17 protein-coding genes are annotated in these 24,163 nt (G+C 68.5%); 5 read left to right on the forward strand and 12 right to left on the reverse strand.

The window, feature by feature from the left end; all coding sequences use genetic code 11:
• Window position 1: 1 nt before the first annotated feature.
• Window positions 2-934: a carbohydrate ABC transporter permease gene (locus AFR_RS29235; protein ID WP_023560421.1), complete on the reverse strand. Its 933-nt coding sequence runs from the start codon at window positions 932-934 to the stop codon at window positions 2-4.
• Window positions 931-2,298 (reverse strand): ABC transporter substrate-binding protein, encoded by a 1,368-nt coding sequence (locus AFR_RS29240; RefSeq protein WP_041841228.1) that lies wholly within the window; start codon window positions 2,296-2,298, stop codon window positions 931-933. The genes AFR_RS29235 and AFR_RS29240 overlap by 4 nt, the downstream gene beginning before the upstream one ends.
• A gap of 117 nt (window positions 2,299-2,415) precedes the next feature.
• On the opposite strand from AFR_RS29240, the gene AFR_RS29245 reads away from it, so the two are divergent.
• Entirely contained in the window at window positions 2,416-3,447 is a 1,032-nt protein-coding gene (locus tag AFR_RS29245) for a zinc-dependent alcohol dehydrogenase (protein WP_023560423.1), read from the forward strand.
• On the forward strand, window positions 3,444-4,199 hold the full coding sequence (locus tag AFR_RS29250) for an SDR family oxidoreductase (protein WP_023560424.1): 756 nt from the start codon (window positions 3,444-3,446) through the stop codon (window positions 4,197-4,199). Before AFR_RS29245 ends, AFR_RS29250 begins: the two co-directional genes overlap by 4 nt.
• An 8-nt stretch (window positions 4,200-4,207) precedes the next feature.
• On the opposite strand, the gene AFR_RS29255 is transcribed toward AFR_RS29250, so the two are convergent.
• A complete protein-coding gene (locus AFR_RS29255; protein ID WP_023560425.1) occupies window positions 4,208-4,570 on the reverse strand; it encodes a winged helix-turn-helix transcriptional regulator in 363 nt (120 codons plus the stop codon).
• A gap of 100 nt (window positions 4,571-4,670) precedes the next feature.
• Here AFR_RS29255 and AFR_RS29260 point away from each other — a divergent pair, with 100 nt between their 5' ends.
• Window positions 4,671-5,366, forward strand: a complete 696-nt coding sequence (locus AFR_RS29260; protein WP_023560426.1) for an NADPH-dependent F420 reductase — start codon at window positions 4,671-4,673, stop codon at window positions 5,364-5,366.
• 34 nt (window positions 5,367-5,400) lie between these two features.
• On the opposite strand, the gene AFR_RS29265 is transcribed toward AFR_RS29260, so the two are convergent.
• A complete protein-coding gene (locus AFR_RS29265; RefSeq protein WP_023560427.1) occupies window positions 5,401-6,345 on the reverse strand; it encodes a quinone oxidoreductase family protein in 945 nt (314 codons plus the stop codon).
• Entirely contained in the window at window positions 6,342-7,019 is a 678-nt protein-coding gene (locus AFR_RS29270; protein ID WP_023560428.1) for an NADPH-dependent F420 reductase, read from the reverse strand. Before AFR_RS29270 ends, AFR_RS29265 begins: the two co-directional genes overlap by 4 nt.
• An 80-nt stretch (window positions 7,020-7,099) precedes the next feature.
• Here AFR_RS29270 and AFR_RS29275 point away from each other — a divergent pair, with 80 nt between their 5' ends.
• Complete coding sequence (locus AFR_RS29275) at window positions 7,100-8,038, forward strand: AraC family transcriptional regulator (protein WP_023560429.1); 939 nt, start codon at window positions 7,100-7,102, stop codon at window positions 8,036-8,038.
• Window positions 8,039-8,067: 29 nt separating this feature from the next.
• Here the strand turns inward: AFR_RS29275 and AFR_RS29280 are convergent, their stop codons facing one another.
• Genes AFR_RS29280 through AFR_RS29290 form a run of 3 tightly spaced genes read right to left on the reverse strand, consistent with a single transcriptional unit; the run spans window position 8,068 to window position 13,187 of the window.
• On the reverse strand, window positions 8,068-10,449 hold the full coding sequence (locus AFR_RS29280) for a ricin-type beta-trefoil lectin domain protein (RefSeq protein WP_084298456.1): 2,382 nt from the start codon (window positions 10,447-10,449) through the stop codon (window positions 8,068-8,070).
• A complete protein-coding gene (locus AFR_RS29285) occupies window positions 10,446-12,062 on the reverse strand; it encodes a glycoside hydrolase family 27 protein (RefSeq protein WP_023560431.1) in 1,617 nt (538 codons plus the stop codon). The genes AFR_RS29280 and AFR_RS29285 overlap by 4 nt, the downstream gene beginning before the upstream one ends.
• A 21-nt stretch (window positions 12,063-12,083) precedes the next feature.
• Window positions 12,084-13,187: a ricin-type beta-trefoil lectin domain protein gene (locus AFR_RS29290; RefSeq protein ID WP_023560432.1), complete on the reverse strand. Its 1,104-nt coding sequence runs from the start codon at window positions 13,185-13,187 to the stop codon at window positions 12,084-12,086.
• 254 nt (window positions 13,188-13,441) lie between these two features.
• Here AFR_RS29290 and AFR_RS29295 point away from each other — a divergent pair, with 254 nt between their 5' ends.
• Complete coding sequence (locus AFR_RS29295) at window positions 13,442-15,772, forward strand: beta-L-arabinofuranosidase domain-containing protein (protein WP_023560433.1); 2,331 nt, start codon at window positions 13,442-13,444, stop codon at window positions 15,770-15,772.
• A 58-nt stretch (window positions 15,773-15,830) separates the two neighbouring features.
• Here AFR_RS29295 and AFR_RS29300 read toward each other — a convergent pair whose 3' ends face one another.
• The 4 genes from AFR_RS29300 to AFR_RS29315 form a co-directional block, all read right to left on the reverse strand.
• A complete protein-coding gene (locus AFR_RS29300; RefSeq protein WP_023560434.1) occupies window positions 15,831-18,212 on the reverse strand; it encodes a ricin-type beta-trefoil lectin domain protein in 2,382 nt (793 codons plus the stop codon).
• A 28-nt stretch (window positions 18,213-18,240) separates the two neighbouring features.
• On the reverse strand, window positions 18,241-20,091 hold the full coding sequence (locus AFR_RS29305) for a family 43 glycosylhydrolase (protein WP_023560435.1): 1,851 nt from the start codon (window positions 20,089-20,091) through the stop codon (window positions 18,241-18,243).
• 31 nt (window positions 20,092-20,122) lie between these two features.
• The gene (locus AFR_RS29310) at window positions 20,123-22,180 is read right to left on the reverse strand and encodes a family 43 glycosylhydrolase (RefSeq protein WP_041842881.1); all 2,058 of its coding nucleotides are present in this window, start codon (window positions 22,178-22,180) and stop codon (window positions 20,123-20,125) included.
• A 226-nt stretch (window positions 22,181-22,406) separates the two neighbouring features.
• The gene (locus AFR_RS29315; RefSeq protein WP_041841230.1) at window positions 22,407-23,852 is read right to left on the reverse strand and encodes a ricin-type beta-trefoil lectin domain protein; all 1,446 of its coding nucleotides are present in this window, start codon (window positions 23,850-23,852) and stop codon (window positions 22,407-22,409) included.
• Between the last annotated feature and the right edge of the window lie 311 nt (window positions 23,853-24,163).

The raw sequence follows: 24,163 nt of genomic DNA on the forward strand, positions 1-24,163 counted from the left end.
ATCAGTCCCGCTCGAACAGGCCGCCGCGCGTCACGAAGACGGCTGAGAGCGCGAGGGCGATGACGAGCAGCAGCAACGAGATCGCCGCTGCTCCGTTGAAGTCGTTCTGCTGGAACGCGTACTGGTAGGCGAGCTGGTTGAGCGAGTAGTCGTTGGGCACGACCGCGTTGCTGGCCTGCGAGAGCAGCTGCGGCTCGACGAACAGCTGCGTGCCGGCCGCGAGCGACATGATGCCCATGTACGAGATCCACTTGCGCAGCATCGGCAGCTGGATGCGCCAGGCGATCTGCACCGCGTTCGCGCCGTCCACCCGCGCGGCCTCGATCACCTCGGCGCTGATGTTGTTGAGGGCGCCGTACATGATCACGATCCACCCGCCGGCGCCGGTCCAGAACGCGATGATCGCGAAGACCACCGGCAGATTGCCCGGGACGATGACCTGCACGAAGCTGTCGAAACCCAGCAACCGCAGCAGTCCACTGACCGGGCTGGCCGTCGGGTCGAGCACGAACAGCCACAGCAGCACGCTCGAGGCACCCGCCAGGGCACCCGGCAGATAGAAGACGAACCGCAGCGTACGGCTGAGCCACCGCACCCTGATCGCGTGCACGATGACCGCCAGCAGGGTCACCAGCACCACCAGGGCGACCAGCCAGATGACCAGGTAGAGCGCGACGTGCGTCGCCGCGGGCCAGAACCGGAAGTCGCCGATCACCTTGGTGAAGTTGGCCAGTCCGGCGAAGCCGCCCTCGGCGTCGGTGAAGGCCAGGTACAGCGCGTAGACGGCGGGCAGGATCCCGAACACGAGCGCGAGGAACGCGTAGATCGAGACGAAGCCGTAGCTCATCGCGCTGCCGGGGCGGCGGGCCGGACGGCCGGGCGACCGCCCGGTCGCCACAGCCGCCGCCCCGGCAGCATTGTCGATGACGGTCACTTGACCGTGTATCCGTCGACCTGCGCCTGATTCTTGATCGCCGTCTGCCACTCGGGCAGCAGCGCGACGAGGCTCTTGCCGTCGGCGATCGCCGGGGTCATCGTCTTGGCCCAGACGGCTTCCTGGCTGAAGATGCCGGAACCCCAGCCGGGCCAGATGGCCGTACCGGCGGTGACGACGGGCTGCAGGCTGGTGGCGTAGTACTTGCTCGCCTCCTGCTTGGTCACCCACTTCTCCGCGGCCGGGGCGTACGCCGGGTAACCCGGAGCGACCGCGACCTGGTAGTCGTCGGCCGTCGTGGCGAACCGCACGAAGCTCTCCGCGGCCTTGAGGTTCTTGGAGTGGCTGCTGACGAACCAGGTGCCGCCGCCGACGTTACCGGTGACCGCGTCCTCGCCCTGCCACGCCGGTGGGGGCGCCACGCCGAGCTGGCCGCCCGGAACCTTGAGGGATTCCGGATTGTTGAAGATGGCTCCGGCGTACCAGGCGGGCCCGGGCATCAGCAGAACCTTGCCGGTGTACTTCTTGACGAACTCGGGTGTGAAGACGCTGATGTTCGGTGTGGTGCCGTTCTTGATCAGCGTGTCGAGCATGGCGGCGGCCCGCCGGCACTGCGGCGTACCCGTGTTGACGGTGACCGTCTTGGGGCCGGTGATGCCGTTGGCCTCACACTTGCTGGCCCAGAAGAAGACCTCCGGCGTCCACGCGTCGCCGACCGTGCCGACGATGTATCCGGGGTGTTCCTGGGCGACCTTCTCGCCCAGCGCCTGGTATTCCTGCCAGGTGGTCGGCACGGAGTAGCCGAACTGGTCCAGCAGGGACTTGTTGTACCAGAGCACCGCCTGGGCCAGGTCGTTGCGCAGGCAGTAGACCTTGCCGTCGACCGTGCACGGGTTGAGCGAGCCCGGGGTGAACTTGTCGAGCGTGTCCTTGGCGACGAGACCACCATCGAGCACGGCGGCGAAGGCCTGCTTGCCGTTGCTCTTCTGGCTGGCCCAGGCCGCGTCGTTGTTCTGGGTCGAGAACACGACGTCGGGCCAGCCGCTCTGGGCGCGATCGAAGAGCTGCATCTTGGTCCGGAAGGAGTTGGACCCGTTGGCGGAGCCGTCGTAGGTCACGACCTGGATGGGCACGCCGGGATTGGCCTTCTTGAAGGCGTCGGCGGCCTTGGTGCGGTCGGCATCCACCCACACCGTGATGGCCGCTTTGTCGTCCTGGGCCACCTGGGGGAATCCGTAGGAACCGGCGGTGGAGTCACCGCCACCACCGCCTCCACAACCGGCGAGAGCAAGGGTGAGTGCTGCGGCGCTACCGGCCGCCGTCAGAAGAGCGCGGAGATTCGGGACAGGCCTGAAACGGACCATGGTGTTGTCCTTTTTCTGATCTTCCTTATTGACGACACGTTCATCGGCCCGAAATATAAGGGCATACGTATGATGTTTGCAAGGGTGCTTCGGCACCCGGGCGCGAAGGAGATTTCGGTGACCAAGGGCGCGGCTTACGAAGGTGCGGGGCAACTCAGGACGGTGTCGGTGCAGGTCGAGCCACCCGGACCCGGGGAGTTGCAGATCGCTGTCGCCTACTGCGGTCTTTGCGGGACCGACCTGCACATCGCGCACGGCAACATGGACGCCCGGGTGCGGACTCCCCTGGTGTTCGGCCACGAGGCCTCGGGCACCGTGGCCGCCGTCGGTCCCGGCGTCAGTGACTGGGAGGTCGGCGACCCGCTGACCGTCATGCCGCTGATCTGGGACGGCACCTGCGCCGCCTGCCTGGCCGGCCACCAGCACATCTGCCAGAACCTCACCTTCGTGGGCATCGACTCACCCGGCGCGCTGCAGCAACGCTGGAACGTGCCCGCGTCGATCGCGGTCCGGCTCCCCGCTGAGCTCGATTTGAGGACGGCGGCCCTGGTCGAGCCCGTGGCCGTGGCCGTCCACGACGTGCGCCGGTCCGGGCTGCAGGTCGGTGACCGCGCCGTCGTTCTGGGCGGCGGCCCCATCGGCGTCCTGATCGCCTGCGTGGCCCGCCAGGCGGGCGCCGACGTCCTGATCGCCGAGATCGACGAGTCCCGCCGCGACCGCATCGCCGGCCTCGGATTCACGGTGTCGGACCCGGCCGGGACCGACCTCGGCGCCGAGGTCGAACGCTGGACCGGCGGCGTCGGCGCGGACGTGGTCTTCGAGGTGTCCGGAGCGGCGGCAGCCGTCCGCTCGGCAACCGGCCTGGCCCGGGTCCGCGGCACGATCGTCATCGTCGCCATCCATGCCGCTCCCCGCGAGGTCGACCTGCAGCGCCTGTTCTGGCGGGAGCTGCGAGTGCTCGGGGCCCGGGTCTACCAACGGTCCGACTTCGAACGCGCGATCTCACTACTGAGCCTGGGAGCCATACCTGTGTCCGAACTGATCACCGACGTTGTCCCGCTCGATCGGACCGGTGACGCCATCGCCGACCTGTCAGCCGGCCGGGCCATGAAGATTCTGGTCGACGTGGCCGGGCAGGACCAGGCATGACCGGGCTGTTCGATCTCAGCGGCCGGCTCGCGGTCGTCACCGGCGCCCGCCGCGGCATCGGCTTCGCGATGGCGGAGGCTCTCGCCGCCGCCGGGGCCGACATCATCGGCGTCAGCGCCCAACTCCGGCCCGACGACAAGATCGCCACCACGGTACGGGGCCACGGCCGCACCTTCGAGGCGTACCAGGCGGACTTCGCCGACCGGGAGGCCGTCCTCGCACTGGGCGCCGAACTCGCCGGACGGGCGCCCGACATCCTGATCAACAACGCGGGCACGATCGAGCGCTCCCCCGCCGCGCAGCACCCGTTGTCGTGGTGGGACCGGGTCATCGAGGTCGACCTGTCGAACCAGTTCGCCCTCACCCAGCTGGTCGCCGCCCCGATGCTGGAACGCGGACACGGCAAAATCATCTTCACGGCGAGCCTGCTCAGCTTCCAGGGCGGCATCAACGTCCCGGGCTACACCGCCGCGAAGTCCGGCATCGCCGGGCTCACCCGCGCCCTGGCCAACGAATGGGCCGGCCGGGGCGTGAACGTCAACGCCATCGCACCCGGCTACATCGCCACCGACAACACCGCGGCGCTGCGCGCGGACCCGGACCGCTCCCGCTCGATCCTGGAACGGATCCCGGCCGGGCGCTGGGGCAACGGCCAGGACATCGCCGGGGCGGCGGTCTTCCTCAGCTCCGCCGCCTCCGACTACGTCTCCGGCACCACCCTGCCCGTGGACGGTGGCTGGCTGGGACGCTGATCCGCCCGTCAATCCGCCTGGTGGCCGTCGCAATGCGTCTGAGCCCAGTCACGCAGAGCCGCCAGGGGCTGCACCAGGGTGCGGCCGATCGGGGTCAGCTCGTAATAGACGGCGAGAGGCCGGTCGACAACGGTGCGACTGATCAGGCCCTCGGCCTCGAGGTCGCGCAGCTTCTCGGTCAGCACTTTCTGGCTGACCCCTTCCAGGCGGCGGCGCAGGGCCCCGAACCGCTGGGGATGTTCTTCCAGGGCACCGATGACGAGGACTGCCCATCTGCTGGTGACCAGATCGAGCAGAGCGCGCGAGGGGCAGGTCGCCGCGTAGACGTCGAACACGGTGATGCCGGACTTCGGCTGCGCGAGTGTGGCCATGGAGTTCCCTGGTCGAAGGTAGTTACTTAAAGGTACCTGGTTGTAAAAAGATAACACTCGCCTGAGGATCGATCGGTACGCGCCACGACAAGGAGGCATCATGAAGGTCGGCATCATCGGTGCGGGCAACATCGGCAGTGCGCTCACGCGCAGGCTGACAGCCGTAGGGCACGAAGTGACCATCGCCAACTCACGCGGCCCCGAAACGCTGCGTGACCTCGCGGCCGAGACCGGGGCGCACGCCGCGCCGGTGACCGAGGCGGCCGAGGGTGCGGACATCGTCATCGTCACGATCCCGCAGAAGAACATCCTCGATCTACCGGCCGGCGTGCTGGACGGAGCGGCAGCCGGAGCAGCCTTCGTCGACACCGGCAACTATTACCCCCGGCAGCGGGACGGACGGATCGACGCCCTCGAGACGGGCACACCGGAAACCCGATGGGTCGAGCGTCACCTCGGCCGCCCGATGGTCAAGGCGTTCAACAGCATCCTGGCTCAGCACCTGCAGGAACTCGGCCGACCGGCCGGGGCACCGGAGCGCATCGCCCTGCCCGTCGCCGGTGACGACTCCGCCGCCAAGGCCAAGGTGTCGGCGCTCGTCCAGGAACTCGGCTTCGACGCTGTCGACGCCGGCGGCCTGGACGAGTCATGGCGTCAGCAGCCGGGAAGCCCTGTCTACCTCGCCGACCTCGACGCCGAGGGCGTGCGCAACGCCCTCACCGCCGCGAGCAACGACCGGCCCGAGGAATTCCGGGCCACCGCGTCGAGTCCGGGCACGTACGCCGACCCGGCCTGACCGCATCGAGCAGCACGGCCTCGTGTACGCCCGGTCAGACGGGGCTGAGGACGATGCGCCGGCTGCTGTCCGGCGGGAGTGACCAGGCCCGCTCGACGTCGTGCAGCGGGAAGGGATCGGGCTCCACCGCGTAGGTCCCCTCGGCGATCGCGGCCGCCACGGCGGGAATTGCGGCCGCCATGGTGGCACCGGTCAGGGAGCCCTGGCCGCTGCCGATGATCTGGAGCTGCGTGGAGCGCAGCGCGCCGGCCGGAAGTGTTGCCCGGGGTCCGGCCATCTCGCCGAGATTCACCCAGGTGAGGGGGCGTATCGGGTCGGTGCGCCCGGCGATCAGCGCCGCCATCGTCGCGGCGGCCGGTTCTCCCCAGAGGAAGTCGAGCACGATGTCGGTCCCGGCGCCGACGCGGGCGATCGTGTCCGGGTCGCCGGTCAGAGCGGTGGAGGTGGCGCCGGGGAGGGCGGTCAGGCGGGCGGCGTCGCGGCCGACGGCGGTGACCTGGCCGGCCCCGAGCCGGCGGGCGACCTGCACCGCCATGCGCCCGGTGCCGCCGGTGGCGCCGAGGACCAGCACGTTCTGGCCGGGCCGCAGTGTGACCCGCTCGGTGAGCGCCAGCGAGGAGGCGATCACGCAGTTCAGCGTCGCGGCCATGGTCACCGGGTCGGTGTGGGCGGGCAGCACAACGCTGCGGCGCTTGTCGATGACCGCGCGTTCGGCCATCGAGCCGTACCTGCCGCCCAGTGACATGAAGTACCAGAGCCGGCCGTCGGCGTCACGTCCCACGCCGTCGATGCCGGGCACGAGCGGCAGGTCGGTGCCGGTACTGGTGTAGTGCGAACCGCCGGCCTGCATGCGTACCCGGGGATGCAGACCGGCGGCCAGGACCTCGACCACGATCTCGTGCTCGCCGGCCAGCTGCGGCTCGGGAAACTCCAGGTACCGCGGAGTCGTGCCGTACGCGGTCACCACCGCTGCCATCATGGTCGGTTCGCCTTGTCGAGGAGCGCGGCCAGGTCGGCGGCGGAGGCGGGCCGGGCGGGGGCGGCGAACATGCCGTCCGGATCGAGGTACGCGAGTTGTGCCGGGGTGCCGGGTGCGAACCGGCGGCTCTCGGCGAGGGGTCCGGCGTCGTAGGCGTCGAAGCCGAGTGAGTCGATCAGCGCGGCGACCGCAGTCTTGGCCGTCGGGTGGTCGCCCGCGATGGGTACGGCGCTGCGGTCGGGCGCGCCGGGCGGGCGGGTGAGCTGCGGCAGGTGCTTGAAGAACACGGTGCTGAACGCCTTGACCACCTGCGCGTCGGGCAGGTGCGCCTGCAACAGCAGGTGGGGCGGGGTGCCGCTCGCCTCGATCTCCGGGACGGCGCCCTGGCGTTCCGGGTCGTAGTTGAGCGTGTCGATGACGATCCGGCCGCGCAGCCGGTCGACCGGCACCTGCCGGTACGCCCGGACGGGGATGGTCACGACGACCACGTCGCCGGCGGCCGCGGCCTCAGCCGGTGTCGCCGCGCGGGCCCGGGATCCCAGTAGTGCCACCGTCTCCTGCAGGCTCTGCTGTCCACGGCTGTTGCTCAGCACGATGTCGTGTCCGGCGGCGACGGCCAGGTGCGCCAGTGCGCCACCGATCCGTCCGCTGCCGATGAATCCGATCGTTGTCATGATCCCAACTTAAGAGCACCGACCCGGACGACCTATGCTCGGAAATCCGTCTTTTGTTCGTGATCGTCCGGAGGCCGCCGATGGATCCGCTGAGCGAGGTGCTGGCGCTGCTGAAGCCGCGCAGCTACATCACGGCGGGATTCGACGCCGGCGGCGACTGGGCGCTGGGGCTCGACGACCTGGCCGGCCGGATCAAGTGCTACGCGGTCGTCGAGGGTTCCTGCTGGCTGACGGTGGACGGCGAAGCGCCGGTGCTGGTCCCGGAAGGCTCCTGTTTTGTGCTGCCCACCGGTCGCGTCGCCGTCATCGGCAGCTCACCGGACGTCGTGCCGGCGCGCGCCTCCACGGTGCTCGATCCCGACCGCAGCGGTGAGGTCATCACCTACAACGGTGGCGGTGACGTCTATCTGGTCGGCACCCGCTTCGAGGCCGGCAGCCCGCACGTCGAACTGCTGCTGCAGAACCTGCCGCCGCTGATGCTGGTCATGACCTCCGACGACCGGGCCCGGCTGCGCTGGTCGATCGAGTTGATGATGGAGGAGTTCCGCGAGCCGCGACCCGGCTCGGCCCTGATGGCGCAGCAGCTCGCGCACATGATGCTGGTTCAGGCCCTGCGCCTCTATCTGGCCGCGCCCGCCCACGACGACGTCGGCTGGTTCGCCGCGCTCGCCGACCCCCGGATGCACGCCGCACTGGCCGCGATGCATGACGAACCGGCCCGCTCCTGGACCGTCCGGGAACTCGCCACGCTCGCGGGCATGTCCCGCTCGACCTTCGCCGAGCGCTTCCGTGAACGCGCCGGCGAGACCCCGATCGCCTACCTGACCCGCTGGCGGATGATGCTCGCCGCGGACCGGCTCCAGGCGGGCGACGACACCGTCGCCCGCATCGCCGGCTCCCTGGGCTACGAATCGGAGCACGCGTTCACCACCGCGTTCAAGCGCATCATGGGCATGCCGCCCCGCCGCTACGCCGCCCACGCCCGGCAGAACGGCGCCGGCCTGCCGGACGCACGCTGACAGCTACGGCGTCGTCCGGCTTCGGCGGATCAGCTTCGCCTCCATTTCTGGTTGGTGCCGTTCGTGCAGGTCCACAGGATGACCGCGGTTCCGTTGGCTGTTCCGGCGCCGCTCGCGTCGAGGCACAGGCCGGACTGTGCGCTGGTGACGCTGTCGTCGGCGTTGAGCCTCCACTGCTGACCGGCGGCGCCCGTGCAGGCCGCGATGACCGCCCTGGTGCCCGAGGTCCCGGCGCCCGCGTCCAGGCACTTGGTGCCGTACACCTGGAGCTGGCCCGCAGCGGTCGCCGTCCACTGCTGGTTGGCGCCGGCGTTGCAGTCCCACAGCGCGAGTTGCGTGCCGTTGGCCTGCGAGGCGTTCGGCACGTCCAGGCACCGGTTCGCGTTGACGTTGCGCAGGACCGGCGAGGTGCCACCGCCCGCGCCGGCGGCGATGTTCAGGTTGTCGAACTGCGCCGTCTGACCCTGGCTGGTGCCGATGCCCGCGAGACCCGAGCCCAGGGTGGAGTCGGCGACCGTGCCGACCACCGCACCGTCGACGGTGGCGGTGATGGTGCTGCCGGAGAACCCGAGGGCGACGCTGTGCCAGCGGCCGGTACCCAGTGCGGCGGTACTGCCACTGCGCAGCGTCGTCGTCTGGGCGGAGGTGTTGGTGCGCAGCACGGACCAGGCTCCGGTGTCGCTGACCCGCAGGTGGTAGGCGTTCAGTGCGCCCGGGTTCATCAGCTCCTGCCCGCCGACACGGCCCAGAAGTTCGGCGTACCCCGAACGTTCGAGCATGACGTCGGCCTGGACCGTGTAGTTGGTCCACGTCGTGCTGCCCAGTTCCGCGTACGGGTCACTGAGTGCCTTCCAGGTGATCGGCGCCTGGGTGCTGGCCTGGCGTACGCACATCCCGGTCCGGCCGCCACCACACGCGACCGTCTCGAACGCACCCTGCATGTCCATCAGGTACTTCGCTTCGCGCCCGGCGGGGTAGCTGTCGAAGTTGTCGGTATGGGGCAGCGCGAGCGTGCCCTGCCCCGGTCCGGTCGCGGTGCCTTTGCCCTGCCCTGTCGTGGTGGTGATCGTGTACTGGTATCCCGGCTGGACGGTCAGGGAGTACCGGCCGCCGGACGGGGTGATGTCCGCCTGGCGCGTGAAGTGGTCGGCCGGATTGCTGGAGTTGAGGTTGCTGGCCCACACGTGGACCGCTCCCGTGGACAGCCCGCCGGTGACGCTGAGATCGAGGGTCTGGGCGCCGGACGCGTCCATGGCCTCGATGATCATGCTGTAGTCCGCGCTGTCCGGCGACCTCATGGTGATGTAGCTGCCGTTGTTGCGGTTCCCGGCGATGTAGCCGCTGGAGGAGTCCAGGTACTTCCAGCCCGGTTCGGTGAACTGCGTGGTGTGCGCGATGGACCAGACGTCCTTGCCCACCGAGTAGAACCCTGACCACGGTTGGTTGGCCAGCACGAGGCCCACCGTCGGCCACAGGTTGTTCGGGGTGGTCGAGGCGACCAGGTCCCAGTTCTGGTAACCGGTCATCTTGGCGTCGAGGTACGTGCGGTTGATGCCCCGGGCGAGCGGCTTGGCACCGCCGTTGTAGTCCTGCGATCCGTTCTCGCTGGACCACAGCGCCTTGCCGGAGTTGATGGCGGTGGCCGAGGACGTGCAGGTCTTCTGGTCCGTCAGGTACCCGCAGGAGTAGTGCACGCCGATCGCGTCGACGGCGTCGCGCAGGGCCGGGTTGGCCGCAAACTGGTCGGCCGGCGAGTACGTCCAGTCCTCGGCGACCTCAATCTTGACGTTGCCGTAGCCGTTGGCGTCGAGCGCGTTGCGGACGGCGATCGTGGTGCCGGCGTTCCATTGGCGTTCGTTCTGCGCGGGTACCAGGTAATCGATCGTGAGGTTGTGCTGCCGCGCACAGCCCAGCCAGGACAGCAGGTATCCGCTCAGATCGCCGGAGAGGAAGGTGCCGTTGCCGATCCAGCCGGGTGCACCCCACGGCAGCCCGATCAGCTGGATGGCGGGGTTGCGGCGTTTGGCCTCCTCCATGATCCACCACTGGTACCCGCGGTTGCAGTCGAGATCACCGCGGAAGTGCGCGTGGCTGGGCTCGGCGCCGCTGGTCGAGTTGGTGTCGCCGCCGATCTCGACCTTGAGGGTCTGCAGCGCCGCGCCGTACCCGGGGCGGAACAGGTAGTCGAGGATCTGGCTGCGTTGCGGCTCGGGGTAGTCGATCAGGAGGCGGCTGTTGCCGCCGCCACCGCTGACCGCGCCGACGCCGTCGAAGGTCCGGCCGCCCGACGCGCCGTTGACGGTGATCGCGGTGGCGGCCTGGGCCGGCGCCGCGAACCCGGCGACGACTCCCAGCGCCGCCAGCAGCGACGACACGGCCAGCACGGCGAGCGTGCGAGGAGGACGGGTCATCTGCGGGTCCACTGCTGGTTGGCGGCGCCGGTGCAGGTCCAGAGCAGGGTCAGGGTCCCGTTGGCGGTCTGGTTGTTGTTGACGTCGAGGCAGAGCCCGGACTGGTTGCTGCGGACCGTGCCGTTGGACTGGAACGTCCACTGCTGGTTGGTACCGCCGTTGCAGTCCCAGATCTGCGCCTTCGCTCCGGCGGTGGCGCCGACCGGGGCGTCGAGGCACTTGCCCAGCGCCTGCAGGGTCTGGCCGGAGACCGTCCACTTCTGGTTGGTGGCGCCGTTGCAGTCCCAGATGACCGGCTGGGTGCCGTTGGTGGTGCTGCTGTTGGGCAGGTCCAGGCAGCGACCGGACTGCGTGCCGACCAGGCTGGTCGATGTGGGCACCGGCGGTTCACCGGTCTGACCGCCGCTGACCCGGTAGACGACCGTGCCGTGCGCGGGCACGCTCGCGCTGATCGCGCCGCTGGTGGTCGTCGTGCCGCCGTTCCAGGCCTCGGCCAGGGAGAAGGAGCTTCCGCTCTTGCCGATCGCGGCGGCGGTGGTGGAGATGGTCCGGGTGGCGCCGCTCTGGTTGAACAGGGCCACCGCGACGTCGCCGTTGGCCAGTCGCTTGGCCAGCACCCGCTGGTTGGAGTCGCCCGCGACCTGGACCCCCTGCAGGCCGAGGCTGTCCTGGTTGATCGCGATCAGCCGGGGGTTCTTCAGGATGGTCTGGGTGGCGGCGCTCATGTTTCGCAGGTCGTTACCGGCGATCAGCGGCGCGGCCATGACCGCCCACATGGCAAAGTGCGAACGCTGCTCGGTGTCGGTCAGCGTGCCCCGCCCGACCTCCATCATGTCCGGGTCGTTGAAGCCACCCGGTTTTGCGTACCCGGCCAGCGGCACGTTCACGTTGATGATGTTCTGAACGCCCATCGGGTAGTCGTTGACCTGGTCGGTGTTCCAGACCAGCTGGATGTCCTCGGTGGTGCGCCAGATGTTCGCCACATCGCCCCAGTTGCGCTGGGGACCGGTCTTGGAGTGGATGCTGTTGGAGTTGATGCTGTAGAGGATCGGCCGGCCGGTGGCGGCCAGCGCGTCCCGCATCTTCGCGAAGGTGGTCACCTGGTCGTTGATGCTGCCGCTGGGCGAGCACCAGTCGTACTTCAGGTAGTCGACGCCCCAGGCCGCGAACGACCGGGCGTCCTGGGCCTCGCGGCCCTGACTGCCGGTCGCGCCCGGGTACGAGCCGAAGTACTGCGCACAGGTCTTGTCCAGCGGCGCCTGGTAGATCCCGAACTTCAGTCCCCGGGCGTGGATGTAGTCGCCGAGGGCCTTCATGCCGCTGGGGAACCGGGTCGGATCGGCCTGCAGGTTGCCGCTCGAGTCCCGGTTGGGGTTCATCCAGCAGTCGTCGACGACCACGTACTGGTAGCCCGCGTCGCGCATGCCGGAGCTGACCATGGTGTCGGCCATGCCGCGGATCAGCGACTCGTTGATGTTGCAGAAGAAGGTGTTCCAGCTGTTCCAGCCCATCGGCGGCGTACGGCTGACCCCGTTGTCCAGCGCTTGCGCCGGCGAGGCGCCGGTCGCCACGAAGGCGGTGCCCGACAGCAGCAGCAGTCCGGCGGCGAGCATGGTCCTGAGACGTCTCATGGTTTATCGACCTGTCCAGACTTGGTTGGCGGCAGCGGTGCAGGTCCAGAGGATGACCGGGCTGCCGGCGGCGGTGGCGTTGCCGTTGACGTCCAGGCACAGGCCGGACGCGACGTTGCTGATCGTTCCGTTGGTGTTGCGGTTCCAGCGCTGGTTCGTCGCGCCGGAGCAGTCCCAGAGCTGCACCTTCGTGCCGGCGGTGGCGCCGGTCGGTGAGTCGAGGCACTTGCCCAGCGCCTGCAGGGCCTGACCGGCGGCCGTCCACTTCTGATTGGTGGCGCCGTTGCAGTCCCAGATGACCGGCTGGGTGCCGTTGGTGGTGCTGCTGCCCGGCACGTCCAGGCAGCGTCCGGAGGCGGCACCGACCAGGGCTCCGGCCGCCGGGGTGCCGGTGGTGTCCCCGATGCTGCCGGACACCGACCGCAGTGCGGTGTACCAGGTAGCGGCCATCTTGTCGTAGCCGGTGGCGGTGGGGTGGACACCGTCGATCAGGTCCGCGGTGGTCAGGGCGGCGTGCATGTCGACCAGGTGCACCCGCTTGCCGCCGGCGACCTTGCTCTGCACGATGCCCGGGACGGCGGCGTTGAAGGTGCGGGCGGCCGCTTCCTGCCCGGCCGAGGCCAGGGGGATGATCGTCGCCACGAACACGTCCGCGGCGGGTGCGGCCGCCACGATGTGGTCGATCAGGGTGGAGAGGCGGTTCGGCGCCGACGACACGTTGTAGTTCTGCAGGATGTCGTTGGTTCCGATGTGCAGCAGCACGGTGCGGGGCCGGGCCGATCCCAGCCACCCGGTGATGTTGGCGTCGATCTGGTCGATGCGCCACCCTGGCAGGCCTTGGTGGTCGTGGTCGCCGAGTGCGGCCGGACCGTTGAACTGGGTGCCGACGAAGTCGACCCGGTAGCCGGCGCCGGACAGCCGTTGCCAGAGACCGATGCGGTAGCCACCGGGCACCTGGGTCCCTTCGGTGATCGAGTCGCCCAAGGGCATGACCCGGACGCCGCCGTTGGACTCCGCCTGAGCGGCGGCGGTCTGCGTGAACGTGCCGGCCAGCGTGAGAATGGCGGCGAGGGCCGCGCCGAGGATCCATCTTCTTCGTCCGTGCATCGGCCGACCTTTCGGCTGTTAACGTTAACAACTCCGTTCCCGAGATTGCCAGAATGTTTCAAGACATTCAAGTAGGAGAATGGAGCTCGTTTTGGCGACCTCTCGGAAGAACCACTCGTAACACTTTCCTGTCATCCGTTTGCGTCTATGTGTAAGTCGATATGGATTGATCATTTGGTCGACGTCGCCGGTAGCCAGGCCGTAACATGCGAAACACCGTTGTTACCGTTCACATCCCCCGCTGGAGTCTGCCCATGTCCCCCTCGCCCCTCAACCGCCGTCAACTGCTGCAGATCGCCGGCGCCGGCGCGATGGCCTCCGCCGTCGGCAGCACCGCCGACTTCCTGACCAACCCGGCCGCCGCGGCGGTGCTCCCGCCCGCCCGGGCGGACATCGGGGTGTCGGCGTACCCGTTCGACCTGGGCCAGGTACGCCTGACCGCGGGCCGTTTCCAGGACAACGAGAACCGCACGCTGAACTACCTGCGGTTCGTCGACGTCAACCGCCTGCTCTACGTGTTCCGCGCCAACCACCGGCTGTCCACCAACGGGGCCGCGGCCAACGGCGGCTGGGACGCGCCGAACTTCCCGTTCCGCAGCCACATGCAGGGCCACTTCCTGACCGCCTGGGCCCAGGCGTACGCCGTGCTCGGCGACACCACCTGCCGTGACAAGGCCAACACCATGGTCGCCGAACTGGCCAAGTGCCAGGCGAACAACGGCGCCGCCGGCTTCAACACCGGGTACCTGTCGGGCTTCCCCGAGTCCGACATCAGCGCCGTCGAGGCGGGCACGCCGGTCGCCGTGTCGTACTACTGCATCCACAAGACCCTGGCCGGGCTGCTCGACGTCTGGCGGTTGATCGGCAACACCCAGGCCAAGGACGTGCTGCTGAACTTCGCCGGCTGGGTCGACTGGCGCACCGGCCGGCTGAGCTACAACCAGATGCAGGTCGTCCTGCAGACCGAGTTCGGCGGCATGAACGAGGTGCTCACCGACATCCACCAGATGACCGGCGACTCCCGGTGGCTGACCGTGGCCAAGCGCTTCGACCACGCCTCGGTCTTCGACCCGCTCGCCGCCAACCAGGACCAGCTCAACGGCAAGCACGCCAACACCCTGCTGCCGAAGGTGGTCGGGGCGGCCCGCGAGTACAAGGCCACCGGCACGACCCGCTACCGCGACATCGCCGGCAACGCCTGGAACATGGTCACGGGCGCTCACACGTACGCCATCGGCGGGAACAGCCAGGCCGAGCACTTCAAGGCGCCCAACGCGATCGCCGGCTACCTCACCAATGACACCTGCGAGCACTGCAACACCTACAACATGCTCAAGCTGACCCGTGAGCTGTGGCTGCTCGACCCGAACCGCGCCGACTACTTCGACTACTACGAGCGGGCGCTGCTCAACCACCTGATCGGCGCCCAGAACCCGGCCGACAGCCACGGCCACATCACGTACTTCACCCCGCTGAAGCCGGGCGGGCGGCGCGGCGTCGGCCCGGCCTGGGGTGGTGGCACCTGGTCCACCGACTACAACAGCTTCTGGTGCTGCCAGGGCACCGGCATCGAGACCAACACCAAGCTGGTGGACTCGATCTACTTCTACGCCGGCACCACGCTGACGGTGAACCTGTACGTGCCTTCGGTGCTCAGCTGGAGCCAGCGCGGGATCACGGTCACCCAGTCCACCACGTACCCGGTCAGCGACACCACCACTCTGACGCTGTCCGGCACGATGAGCGGCTCGTGGGGCATCCGGTTGCGCATCCCGTCCTGGACCGCTAATCCGGTGATCAGCGTCAACGGCGCCGTGCAGAACGTCAGCGCAACCCCGGGCAGCTATGCCACCGTCACCCGGACCTGGGCCGCCGGCGACACCATCACGGTACGGCTGCCGATGCGTGTGGTCATGAAGGCGGCCAACGACAACGCAGCTGTCCAGGCCATCACGTACGGGCCGGCGGTGCTGTGCGGCAACTACGGCAACACCGCCCTGTCCGCGCTGCCGTCGCTGACCGTCTCGTCGATCGCCCGGACCAGCACCAGCAGCCTGGCGTTCACCGCGACCGCGAACGGCACCACGGTGAACCTCGGCCCGTTCCACGACGCCCAGAACTTCAACTACACCGTCTACTGGAACACCGGCGGCACTTCCACCAGCGGCACCTACAAGCTGGTCAACGTCGGTACCGGGCTGGTTGTCGGCGTGCAGAACATGTCCACCGCCGACGGCGGCCTGGCCGTCGGCTGGGGTGACACCGGCACCGCCGACCACAACTGGGTCCGGATCACCGACGGCAACGCCGTCCGGTTCCGCAACGTCAACAGCGGCAAGGTCCTCGGCGTGGAGAACATGTCGACCGCCGACAACGCCCGCGTCCTGCAGTGGGGTGACACCGGCACCGCCGACCACCGCTGGACCCTGGTCGCCAACAGCGACGGGTCCTACCGGATCCGCAACGTCAACAGCGGCAAGGTCCTGGCCATCCTGAACGCCTCCAGCACGTGGGGCGCCCAGGTCGTCCAGGAGTCCGACAACGGCAGCGCCGACAACAACTGGCGCCTCGTTCAGATCGGCTGAACACGGCGGCTGGTTCGGACGAGGAATCGTCCGAACCAGCCGCCGGCCGGTCAGCTGCTCAGCGCAGTGACCACTGCTGGTTGGCTCCGCCGTTGCAGGACCAGAGGTCGAGCTTGGTGCCGTTGGCGGTGTTCGCGCCGACGGCATCCAGGCAGAGCCCGGACTGGACACCGGTGATGGTGCCGTTGGCGTTGACGTTCCACTGCTGGTTGGCCTGTCCGGAGCAGTCCCAGATGATCGCCGTGGTGCCGTTGCTGGTGCCCTGGCCGTTGGCGTCGAGGCACTTGGTGCCGCCGTAGATGCTCAGCTGCTTACCGGAGGTGTAGGTCCAGTTCTGGTTGCCGGCGCCGGAGCAGTCCCACAGTTGCGTCTGGGTGCCGTTGGTCGTGACGCTGTTCGGCACGTCGGCACACCGGCCGGACTGCGTACCGACCAGCCGGGTGGCGGGCGTGCCACCGGTCTGTGGTCCGGCCGCCGCCATCACGGCCTGGGCACCGGACGGCCAGCTCCCGTTGGTCACGGTGGTGTTGGTGTTCACGACGTTGCCGCGATCGCCGTTGGTCACGTTGGTGGCGCTGTTGCTCGTCCAGTTCCCGGTGACGGTGAAGTTGCCCATGTTCTCCCCGCCCCAGTAGTTGGCGGTGGCCCAGGTGCCGATGGACGAGAAGACGTTGCCACTGGCGGTGTAGTACTTGGAGCCCTCGTCGAAGTAGAGCCCGAACCAGCCGTTGGTCCGCAGGCAGTAGTTCCCGCTGATCTGCGCGCCCGGGTTCCACGACAGCGTGTAGATGCACCCGCCGTCGGTCGTCTGCTGCATCACGTCGTGGATGTAGTTGCCGATGAGCCGGTTGTTGGAGGCGGTGGTGGGCGTGGTGTACCGCGGCTGGTAGTTGTACAGGCCCCGGTTGGTGTACTGGGTGCTGCCGCCGGGCTCGTTCGAACCCCAGCCGTAGCCGATCGACATACCGGAGTACGGCATGTTGTAGACCTCGTTGTGCGACACCGTGGCGGTGGTGACGTAGGTCGTCAGCACCGACACGTTCCCGCGGTACTCGACCCCGAGGTCGTGGATGCGGTTGTTGCTGATCGTGATGTTGCGGTTGACCATCCGCTGGTCGCTGGGGTGGTGCGCGTCGGCGCGTACGCCGCCCGCCACGATGCCGCCGGCCGAGCTGCGGGCGATCTCCGAACCGGTGACCGTGATGTTGCTGGCGCCCAGCCCGACCCCACTGGCGTGCGCGTTGGCGTCGTTGCCGATGCCGATGGCCGTCTGCCCGAGGTTGACGAACTGCGAACCGCTGAAGGTGATGGAGTCGGCCGCCGAGACCTGAACGGCGGCGGGCATCTGGTTCCAGTTCGGCCGGGTGGCCTCGAACTGCGTACAGCCCTCCTGGCAGGCACTCAGCGCCGGCCAGTTCCAGTTGCCGGTGACGTACGCCCCGGTCTGCTGGTCGGCGTACCCCTGGTTGCTGCTGGCACCCAGCCAGCTGGTGCCGGTGAAGGTGATCCCGCTGAACGTCAGGTGGTGTGCGGGTGAGTCGTAGGTGCCGCCCACGTTCACCAGCGACTGCAGCGTCGGCAGCTCCACGCTGATGCTGCTCATGTTCTGACCGGCCGCGGGGATGTAGTAGAGCGCGCCGGTGCCGCGGTTGAGGTACCACTCGCCGGGTGAGTCCAGGAGCTCGTAGGCGTTGGTGAGGTACAGCGGACCGGCGCGGTGCGGGCTGGAGAACGTGTCGTAGCCGAAGGTGTTGTTGTTCCAGCTCGGCTGCTGCATCGTGATGACGTTGCCGCTGATGCTCTGCACCGAGGCGTACCGGTCGGTGAACGATCCGATGCTCTCCATCTGGATCCGGCTCTGATCGGCCAGGTTGTTCAGATAGCTCAGAGCACCGTTGCTGAACCGCAGGCCGGTCGTGGTGACGGTGAAGTCCGACCGGTTCACCGCCGTGCGGGCCCGGGTGGCGACAGCCCCGTTGACGTAGAGCTGACGGGTGTCGGTCCCGGCTCCTACGTCGGCCCGCCAGATGTTGCGGCCGGCGTCGGCCTGGGTCCATCCGGTGACCGCCCGGGAGCCGCTGATCGCCGGGCGGGCCGACGGCGCCGCCTGCCACACCACCCGGTAGCCGTTGCTGCCGGAATCCTCGGCGGTCAGCCGGAACGGGGCCGACAGCCGGTACACGCCGTCGGCCAGCTGCACCACGATGTCACCGGACATCGAGTCGTTCAACGACCGCACGGCCGCCTGCGCACCGGCCAGCGAGCACGGCTGGGCGCTGGAACAGGCGCTGCCGGTGCCGGACGGCGAAGCGTAGATGGTTGTGGTCGCGGCCTGAGCGGGTGACGCCGCGGTCACCACTCCCACCGCGGCGGCCACGACCGCCGCAGCCGCTGCGGTCAGCACTTTCTTGCGGAACAGGGACGACTTGGTCACCGGCATGGGGCCCTCCTCGAGGGTCGGGGCGTGGTCATTGGAAGGAGGCGTCGTCGAGGTAGAGGTTGTCGGTGCCGGCGGCGGTCTCCACGTAGAAGATCGCCCGGGTCAGCGTCCCGCTCCACGAGACGGTGGCCGTGCCGGACACCTGGGTCCAGCCCGACGCGTTCACCGTCGCGGTCGGCGTGAGCTGGAGATAGCTGGTGGTGCCGTTGGCCGTCAGCGCCAGGGTGGCCTTCGCGGCCGGACTGCCGCTCGGCGTGCGGACCCACACGCTGGTGGAGTACGACTTGCCGTTGGTCATCCGGGACGTCACGTCCTGGCCAGGGCCGTTCCAGGCACCCGTACGACCGGTGCCGGCGAGCGCCCGGGAGCCGCTGCGCACGACGTCGGTGACGGTGGACAGCGTGCCGCTGCCGTTGACCAGCCAGCCGCTGGTTCCGTCCTCCATGCCCGCGTTGGTGAGCAGGTTCCCGCCGGTGGCGGCGCCGGTGAACTGCCACCAGTTCACGTTGAGCAGGAAGCCGCTGCCACCGGTGAACCGCAGGTACAGGTCCTTCGTGCCGCTCAGGCCGCTGACGGGACAGGAGACCGAGGTCCAGGCCTGCCAGCCACCGGTGCCGGGAACCGTGCAGGTGCCCGCCAGCGCACCGGTGGGGCTGCCGGTGCGTACCTCGATCCGCCCACCGCTGGTGGCCGACGCGACCCGGGCGGTGAACGATGTGGCGCCGCTGCCGAAGGCGACACCCTTGACCCTGACGTGATCGCCGTTCTCGATGTTGGCGACGTTCATGCCGCCCTCGGACGAGGCTTCGGTCTCGACGCCGGCCTCGGTGGCGATCGTCTCGGCCTCCTGGCGCACGAACGGGTTGAGGGTGCCCACCTGGGGCGCACCGGCGGTGGTCATGGTGATCGTCGGGATGCTGCCGTCGGCGTTGTAGGAGAACTTCTCCACGGCCACCGAGCGGGTGAAACCGCCGCCGCCGGGCAGAGCGCCGTTGTGGTAGAAGAAGTACGAGCTTCCGTTGAAGTCGACGATGCCCGGATGGTTGGTGAAGCTGCCGCCCTGCGTGGGCATCACCGTGCCGCGATAGGTCCAGGGCCCGAGCGGTCCGGGAGCCGTCGAGTAGGCGATGAACTCCGAGCAGCATTTCGCGGCATAGACCATGTAGTAGGTGCCGCCGCGCTTGTAGACCCAGGGGCCTTCCTCGTACAGGGTCGGGCGGTTGGCGTCACCGGTGCGGGTGCCGAAACCGGCGGTGGTCAGCGGGATCCGGGTCGGGCTGCCGGAGTACGAGATCATGTCGGCGTTGAGCTTGACGTAGGTCAGGTTGGGGTTACCCCAGTAGAGGTAGGCCTGGCCGTCGCTGTCGATGAAGACCGTCGGGTCGATCTCGTTGTTCTCCACCAGCGGGTGGCCCAGAGCGTCGCGGAACGGACCGGTCGGGCTGTCCGCGACGGCGACACCGATGGACATCCGCCCGGTGGCCCGGGCGGTCATCGGCACGTACCAGTAGAACTTGCCGTTGCGTTCGACCGCCTGTCCGGCCCAGGCGTTGCTGCTGGCCCAGCTGAAGCTGGCCAGGTTGAGCGGCGAGCCGTGGTCGGTCCAGTTGACCATGTCGGCGGACGACCAGACCCGCCACTCCTTCATGGTGAAGTAGGTCGAGTTGTCCTCGTCGCGACCGGTGTAGAGGTAGACCCGGCCGTTGTGCACCAGCGGCGCGGGGTCGGCGGTGTAGATGGTCTGCACGATCGGGTTGTCGGCCCGGGCCGGCCCGCCGAGCAGTGGCATCAGGGTGACTGCCAGCAGCAGAGCGGCGATCACGGCGACCGCACGCCGTGGCCGGGCCAGGGCCGGACGCCCGATTGGGTGGGGATGCACGGGGACTCCTTGTCGCGTACGGGGGAAGGGGTCAGGGGGTGGTCAGGGCGAAGCTGCGGACGGTGACGGCGCCGCCGAGGGCCTGGGTGGCGTAGTTGAAGAGGCCGAAGCGGTAGCCCATGAAGAACTGCCACGCGTTGTTGAGGGTGAACGCCGGGCCGAGGGCGGTGAAGGTGACGCCGTCGGTGCTGTACGAGAAGGTGGCCTGCCGGCCGGACCCGGGCCGGATGTCGGCACTGGCCCGCAGCCAGATCCGGCCGCCGGAGACAGCGGCTCCGGCCACTTCGGTCCCGGTGCCGGTGGTGTTCCAGCTGCCGTCCATGGTGAGCCCGTTGACCATGGTCACCCGGGTGGCGCCGTTGTCGCGTTTGACGCCGATCCAGGCCGAGGAGTCACGCAGCATGGCCAGCCCGGTCCGGTCGCCGTTGGCCATGGGCGAGTAGTCGAGCTCGATCGTCGCGGTCGACGACGGTCCCTGGATGCGGTGAGTCAGGGTGTTGCGGGCGGCGTAGAGGTCGTTGGTGACGGTCGCGGTCGACAGGCGCAGGCCGCTGCCGGCCGACCACTTGCTGTTGTCCGGGTTGTGGTTCCACTCCCACCGCGGTCCGAGGGTGGTGCCGGTGAAGGTGTCGGTTCCGGTCATCGAGGTGACGGGGTGCCAGGGCAGATTCGGGCGCGGATACGAGGCGCCCCACCGGCCGTTGACGGTCTGCAGCACCGGCCAGCCGTCAGCACTCCAGGTGATCGGGGCCAGCGTCGGCATCCGCCCACCCGGGTACGCGTCGGTGAAGGCCATGTACCACCACTCACCGTTCTGCGTCTGCACCAGACCGCCCTGGTGCGGGACCCCACCCCCGGAGATCGGTCCGGGCAGGTTCAACAGGACCTGTTTCTGCTCGTACGGGCCCCAGGGGCTGGTCGAGCGCAGCACGTACTGGCCGTTCGCAGGGCGGGTGAGCCAGATGTAGTAGTAGTTCCCCCGCTTGTACATCCGGGCGCCCTCGAGGGTGCCGATGCTCGACGGGGTCTGGTACACGGTCTGCGAGCGGACTTCGGAGGTCAGGTCCGACGACAGTTGGGCGACGCTGATGGTGCCGTTGCCGTAGGCGACGTAGGGGGTGTCGTTGTCGAACATCAGCCCGGCGTCGTAGTAGCACTTGTTGATCCGGGCCTTCTTGCCCCACCCACTACCGGCGTTGGCGGAGGTGTAGACGTAGGTGCGGTTGAACTCGGTGCAGCCCAGCCAGTAGTAGGTGCTGTTGCTGGGCCGGTAGTTGAACGCTGATGCCCAGATGCCTTTGACGTAGGCGCGTCCGCCGTTGAGGTCGTAGGCGTTGGAGTCGAAGTCCAGCCGTGGCACCGAATGCCCGGCGTACTCCCAGTTCACCAGGTCGTAGGAACGCAGGACCGGGGCGCCTGGGGAGTAGTGCATCGTCGAGGCGGAGTAGTAGTACACGTCGCCGACCCGGATGATGTCGCCGTCGGCGAAGTCCTGCCACACCACCGGATTGGTGAAGGTCCCACCGGTCGGCGTGCCGCCGACCGGGACCAGCTGCCACTGCTGGTTGGTGCCGTTCCAGTCGGCGTACTGGACGATGTTGCCGCCGTCGGCGGTCGACGCGCCCTGCACCTCCAGGGCCTTGCCGCTGTTGCGGTTGATCAGCTGGATGTAGCCGTCGATGTCCTGAACGCTGAACTGCTGATTCGTGCCGTTGCCGTCCGCCCACTGCACGACAGCGGCGCCGTCAGCGGTCGAGCGGTTGGCGACGTCGAGGACCTTGCCCGACAGCTTCGATCTCAACCGGTAGAAGCCACCGCCGGAGTCGACGAACTGCCACTGCTGCTGCGCGCCGTCGTTGCGGGACCACTGGGTGATCCGGGCGCCGTCGGTGGTGGCCAGGTTGTAGACGTCCAGAGCCTTGCCACTGTTGCGGTTCACCAGCACGTACGACGCACCGGTGTCGATCGTGGCCGCGCCGGCTTCCGTTGCGGTGACCGCAACACCGAATCCCCCGGCCAGCACGGTCATCACCGTCAGGACGGCTTGCAGCAGGCGTCGCCGCCGCGGAGCCTCACCGTTGGTCCTCATCGTGCGCTCCATTCATGTGAACGTTAACAACGCGGCGTAGACGTCAGGGTCCGTTCAATGCCGAGGGAAAAGGGACGACGTCCCATTCAGATTCGCCAATATTGCCAGATTGTTTCGGACAGCTCAAGGGGGCTTCACGCCGGACAAGCGCCATTCGACCGACTCATTTATCGGCGACTCGGAAGCCGCTCACCACATAACACTTTTCGTTTTCCGGTGTTGTGGATCAGGCGCGGGACCACGATTGGTTGGCTTCACCCGTGCAGTCCCACAGCTGCATGCGGCTGCCGTTCGCGGTGCCGTTCTGCGTCACGTCGAGGCAGCGCCCGGAGGCCACACCGGTGATGGTGCCGTTGGCGTTGACGTTCCACTGCTGGTTGGTGCCGCCGGTGCAGTCGTAGATGACCACCGCCGTGCCGTTGGCGGTTCCCCGGCCACGGGCGTCGAGGCACTTGGTGCCGTAGACCCGCAGTTCCCGGGCCGACGTGCCGGTCCACTGCTGGTTCGTACCCGTGCCGCAGTCGTAGATGGCGACCTGGGTGTTGTTGACGGTGACGGCGCCCGGGACGTCGAGGCACCGGCCCGAGCCGCTGTTGCGCAGCCGGTTGCCGGGCACCGGATCGGTGCCGGTCAGGCCCCAGCTGTACCGCAGCCGCCCGGCACCCGAGGCGTTCGGTGTGGTCAGGGTCAGGTTCGTACCGCTGCCCTGCAGCTTCTGCATGGCGTACCAGTCGTCGTTCTGCCCGGCGGTGATCTTGCCGCCGAGGCCGGGCCAGTAGACCGAGCCCATGCCGAGCTCGCGGAGCACCTGGGTGGTGGCCCGGAAGTAACGGACGAAGTTGTCGGTGCTGCCGGCGTCGTCGTAGTTCAGGCCGGTGTCCATGGGGGCACCGAACTCGTCGATGACGGTGCGGTCGGCGCAGGTGCCCAGAGCCTCGCGCAGGAAATTCACCCATCCGTCGTAGGTCTTCGCGCCACTGAAGAACGTGTAGTGGTGCAGCGACAGGTACGTCCCGTCGAAGCGGCTGTCGGCGCACATCGTCCTGATGTCCTGGTTCAGCCCGGATCCGCTGATGAACACGCGGTTGCGGGGCACCGACGGTCGCGCGGCGAGCCACGCGGCGGCCACGTTCTTCCAGTCCGCCGCGCTATATCCGGCCGGTTCGTTCATCGGCTCGAAGTAGACCAGCGAGTTGGCGCCGTACTTGGCCACGACGGTGTTCCACATCGTGTTGAAGGCGGCGGTGTCGGTGACCCGGCCACCGGAGGCAGCCCGGCCGTCGTCCCAGAACGACAGGATGACCTTCATGCCGCGGGCGGTCGCCGAGTCGATGACACCGGTGTAGGAACTCCACCACGCCGTACCGACCGAAGCGGTGTTGATCGGCAGCCGGACGGTGTTGGCGCCGAGGTTGCGCTCGAAGCCGGCCAGAACGGCGTCCGCCTTGGCACGGACGGTGGTGTAGCTGTCGCTGCCGCTCAGCCCGTACAGCACCAGCGGTTCCCCGGTGAAGTTGTCGCCGGCGCGGGCCCAGTTGACCCCCCGGAACTGATTCGTCGCCGCCGACGCGCTCGGCGCCGCGACCACCAGGGCCAGCGGGATCGCCGCCAGCGCCACCACGGCGCGGATCACCCAGGCCGCGCGGAAACCCGTCACTCGCTGTCGGATCATGACGCTCCTCTTCGGTGGGAATCGGAGTCCATCTATACAACAGACGTCATACGAATTTCTACGATCACCAGTGCCAAATCGCGGGATCCGCACGAACGAGAACGAGCGGGCAGCGGGCGACGCAGGCTGACCAAAGTGGGCTCCACCTGCAGTTCCACACCAGACGACCGGCCCGCCCCTCCTCGGCATTGACTTGTTTCTATCTCGTGTCTAACGTATGACATCACATGAATGGGCCCTCTGGGCGAAGTCATGTGAACGTTCACAACTCCGGCACCACGATGCGGCAGTGCTGACGAGGACTGCCGCCG

Source organism: Amorphoplanes friuliensis DSM 7358 (assembly GCF_000494755.1).
In the GTDB taxonomy this organism is placed as follows: Bacteria; Actinomycetota; Actinomycetes; order Mycobacteriales; family Micromonosporaceae; genus Actinoplanes; species Actinoplanes friuliensis.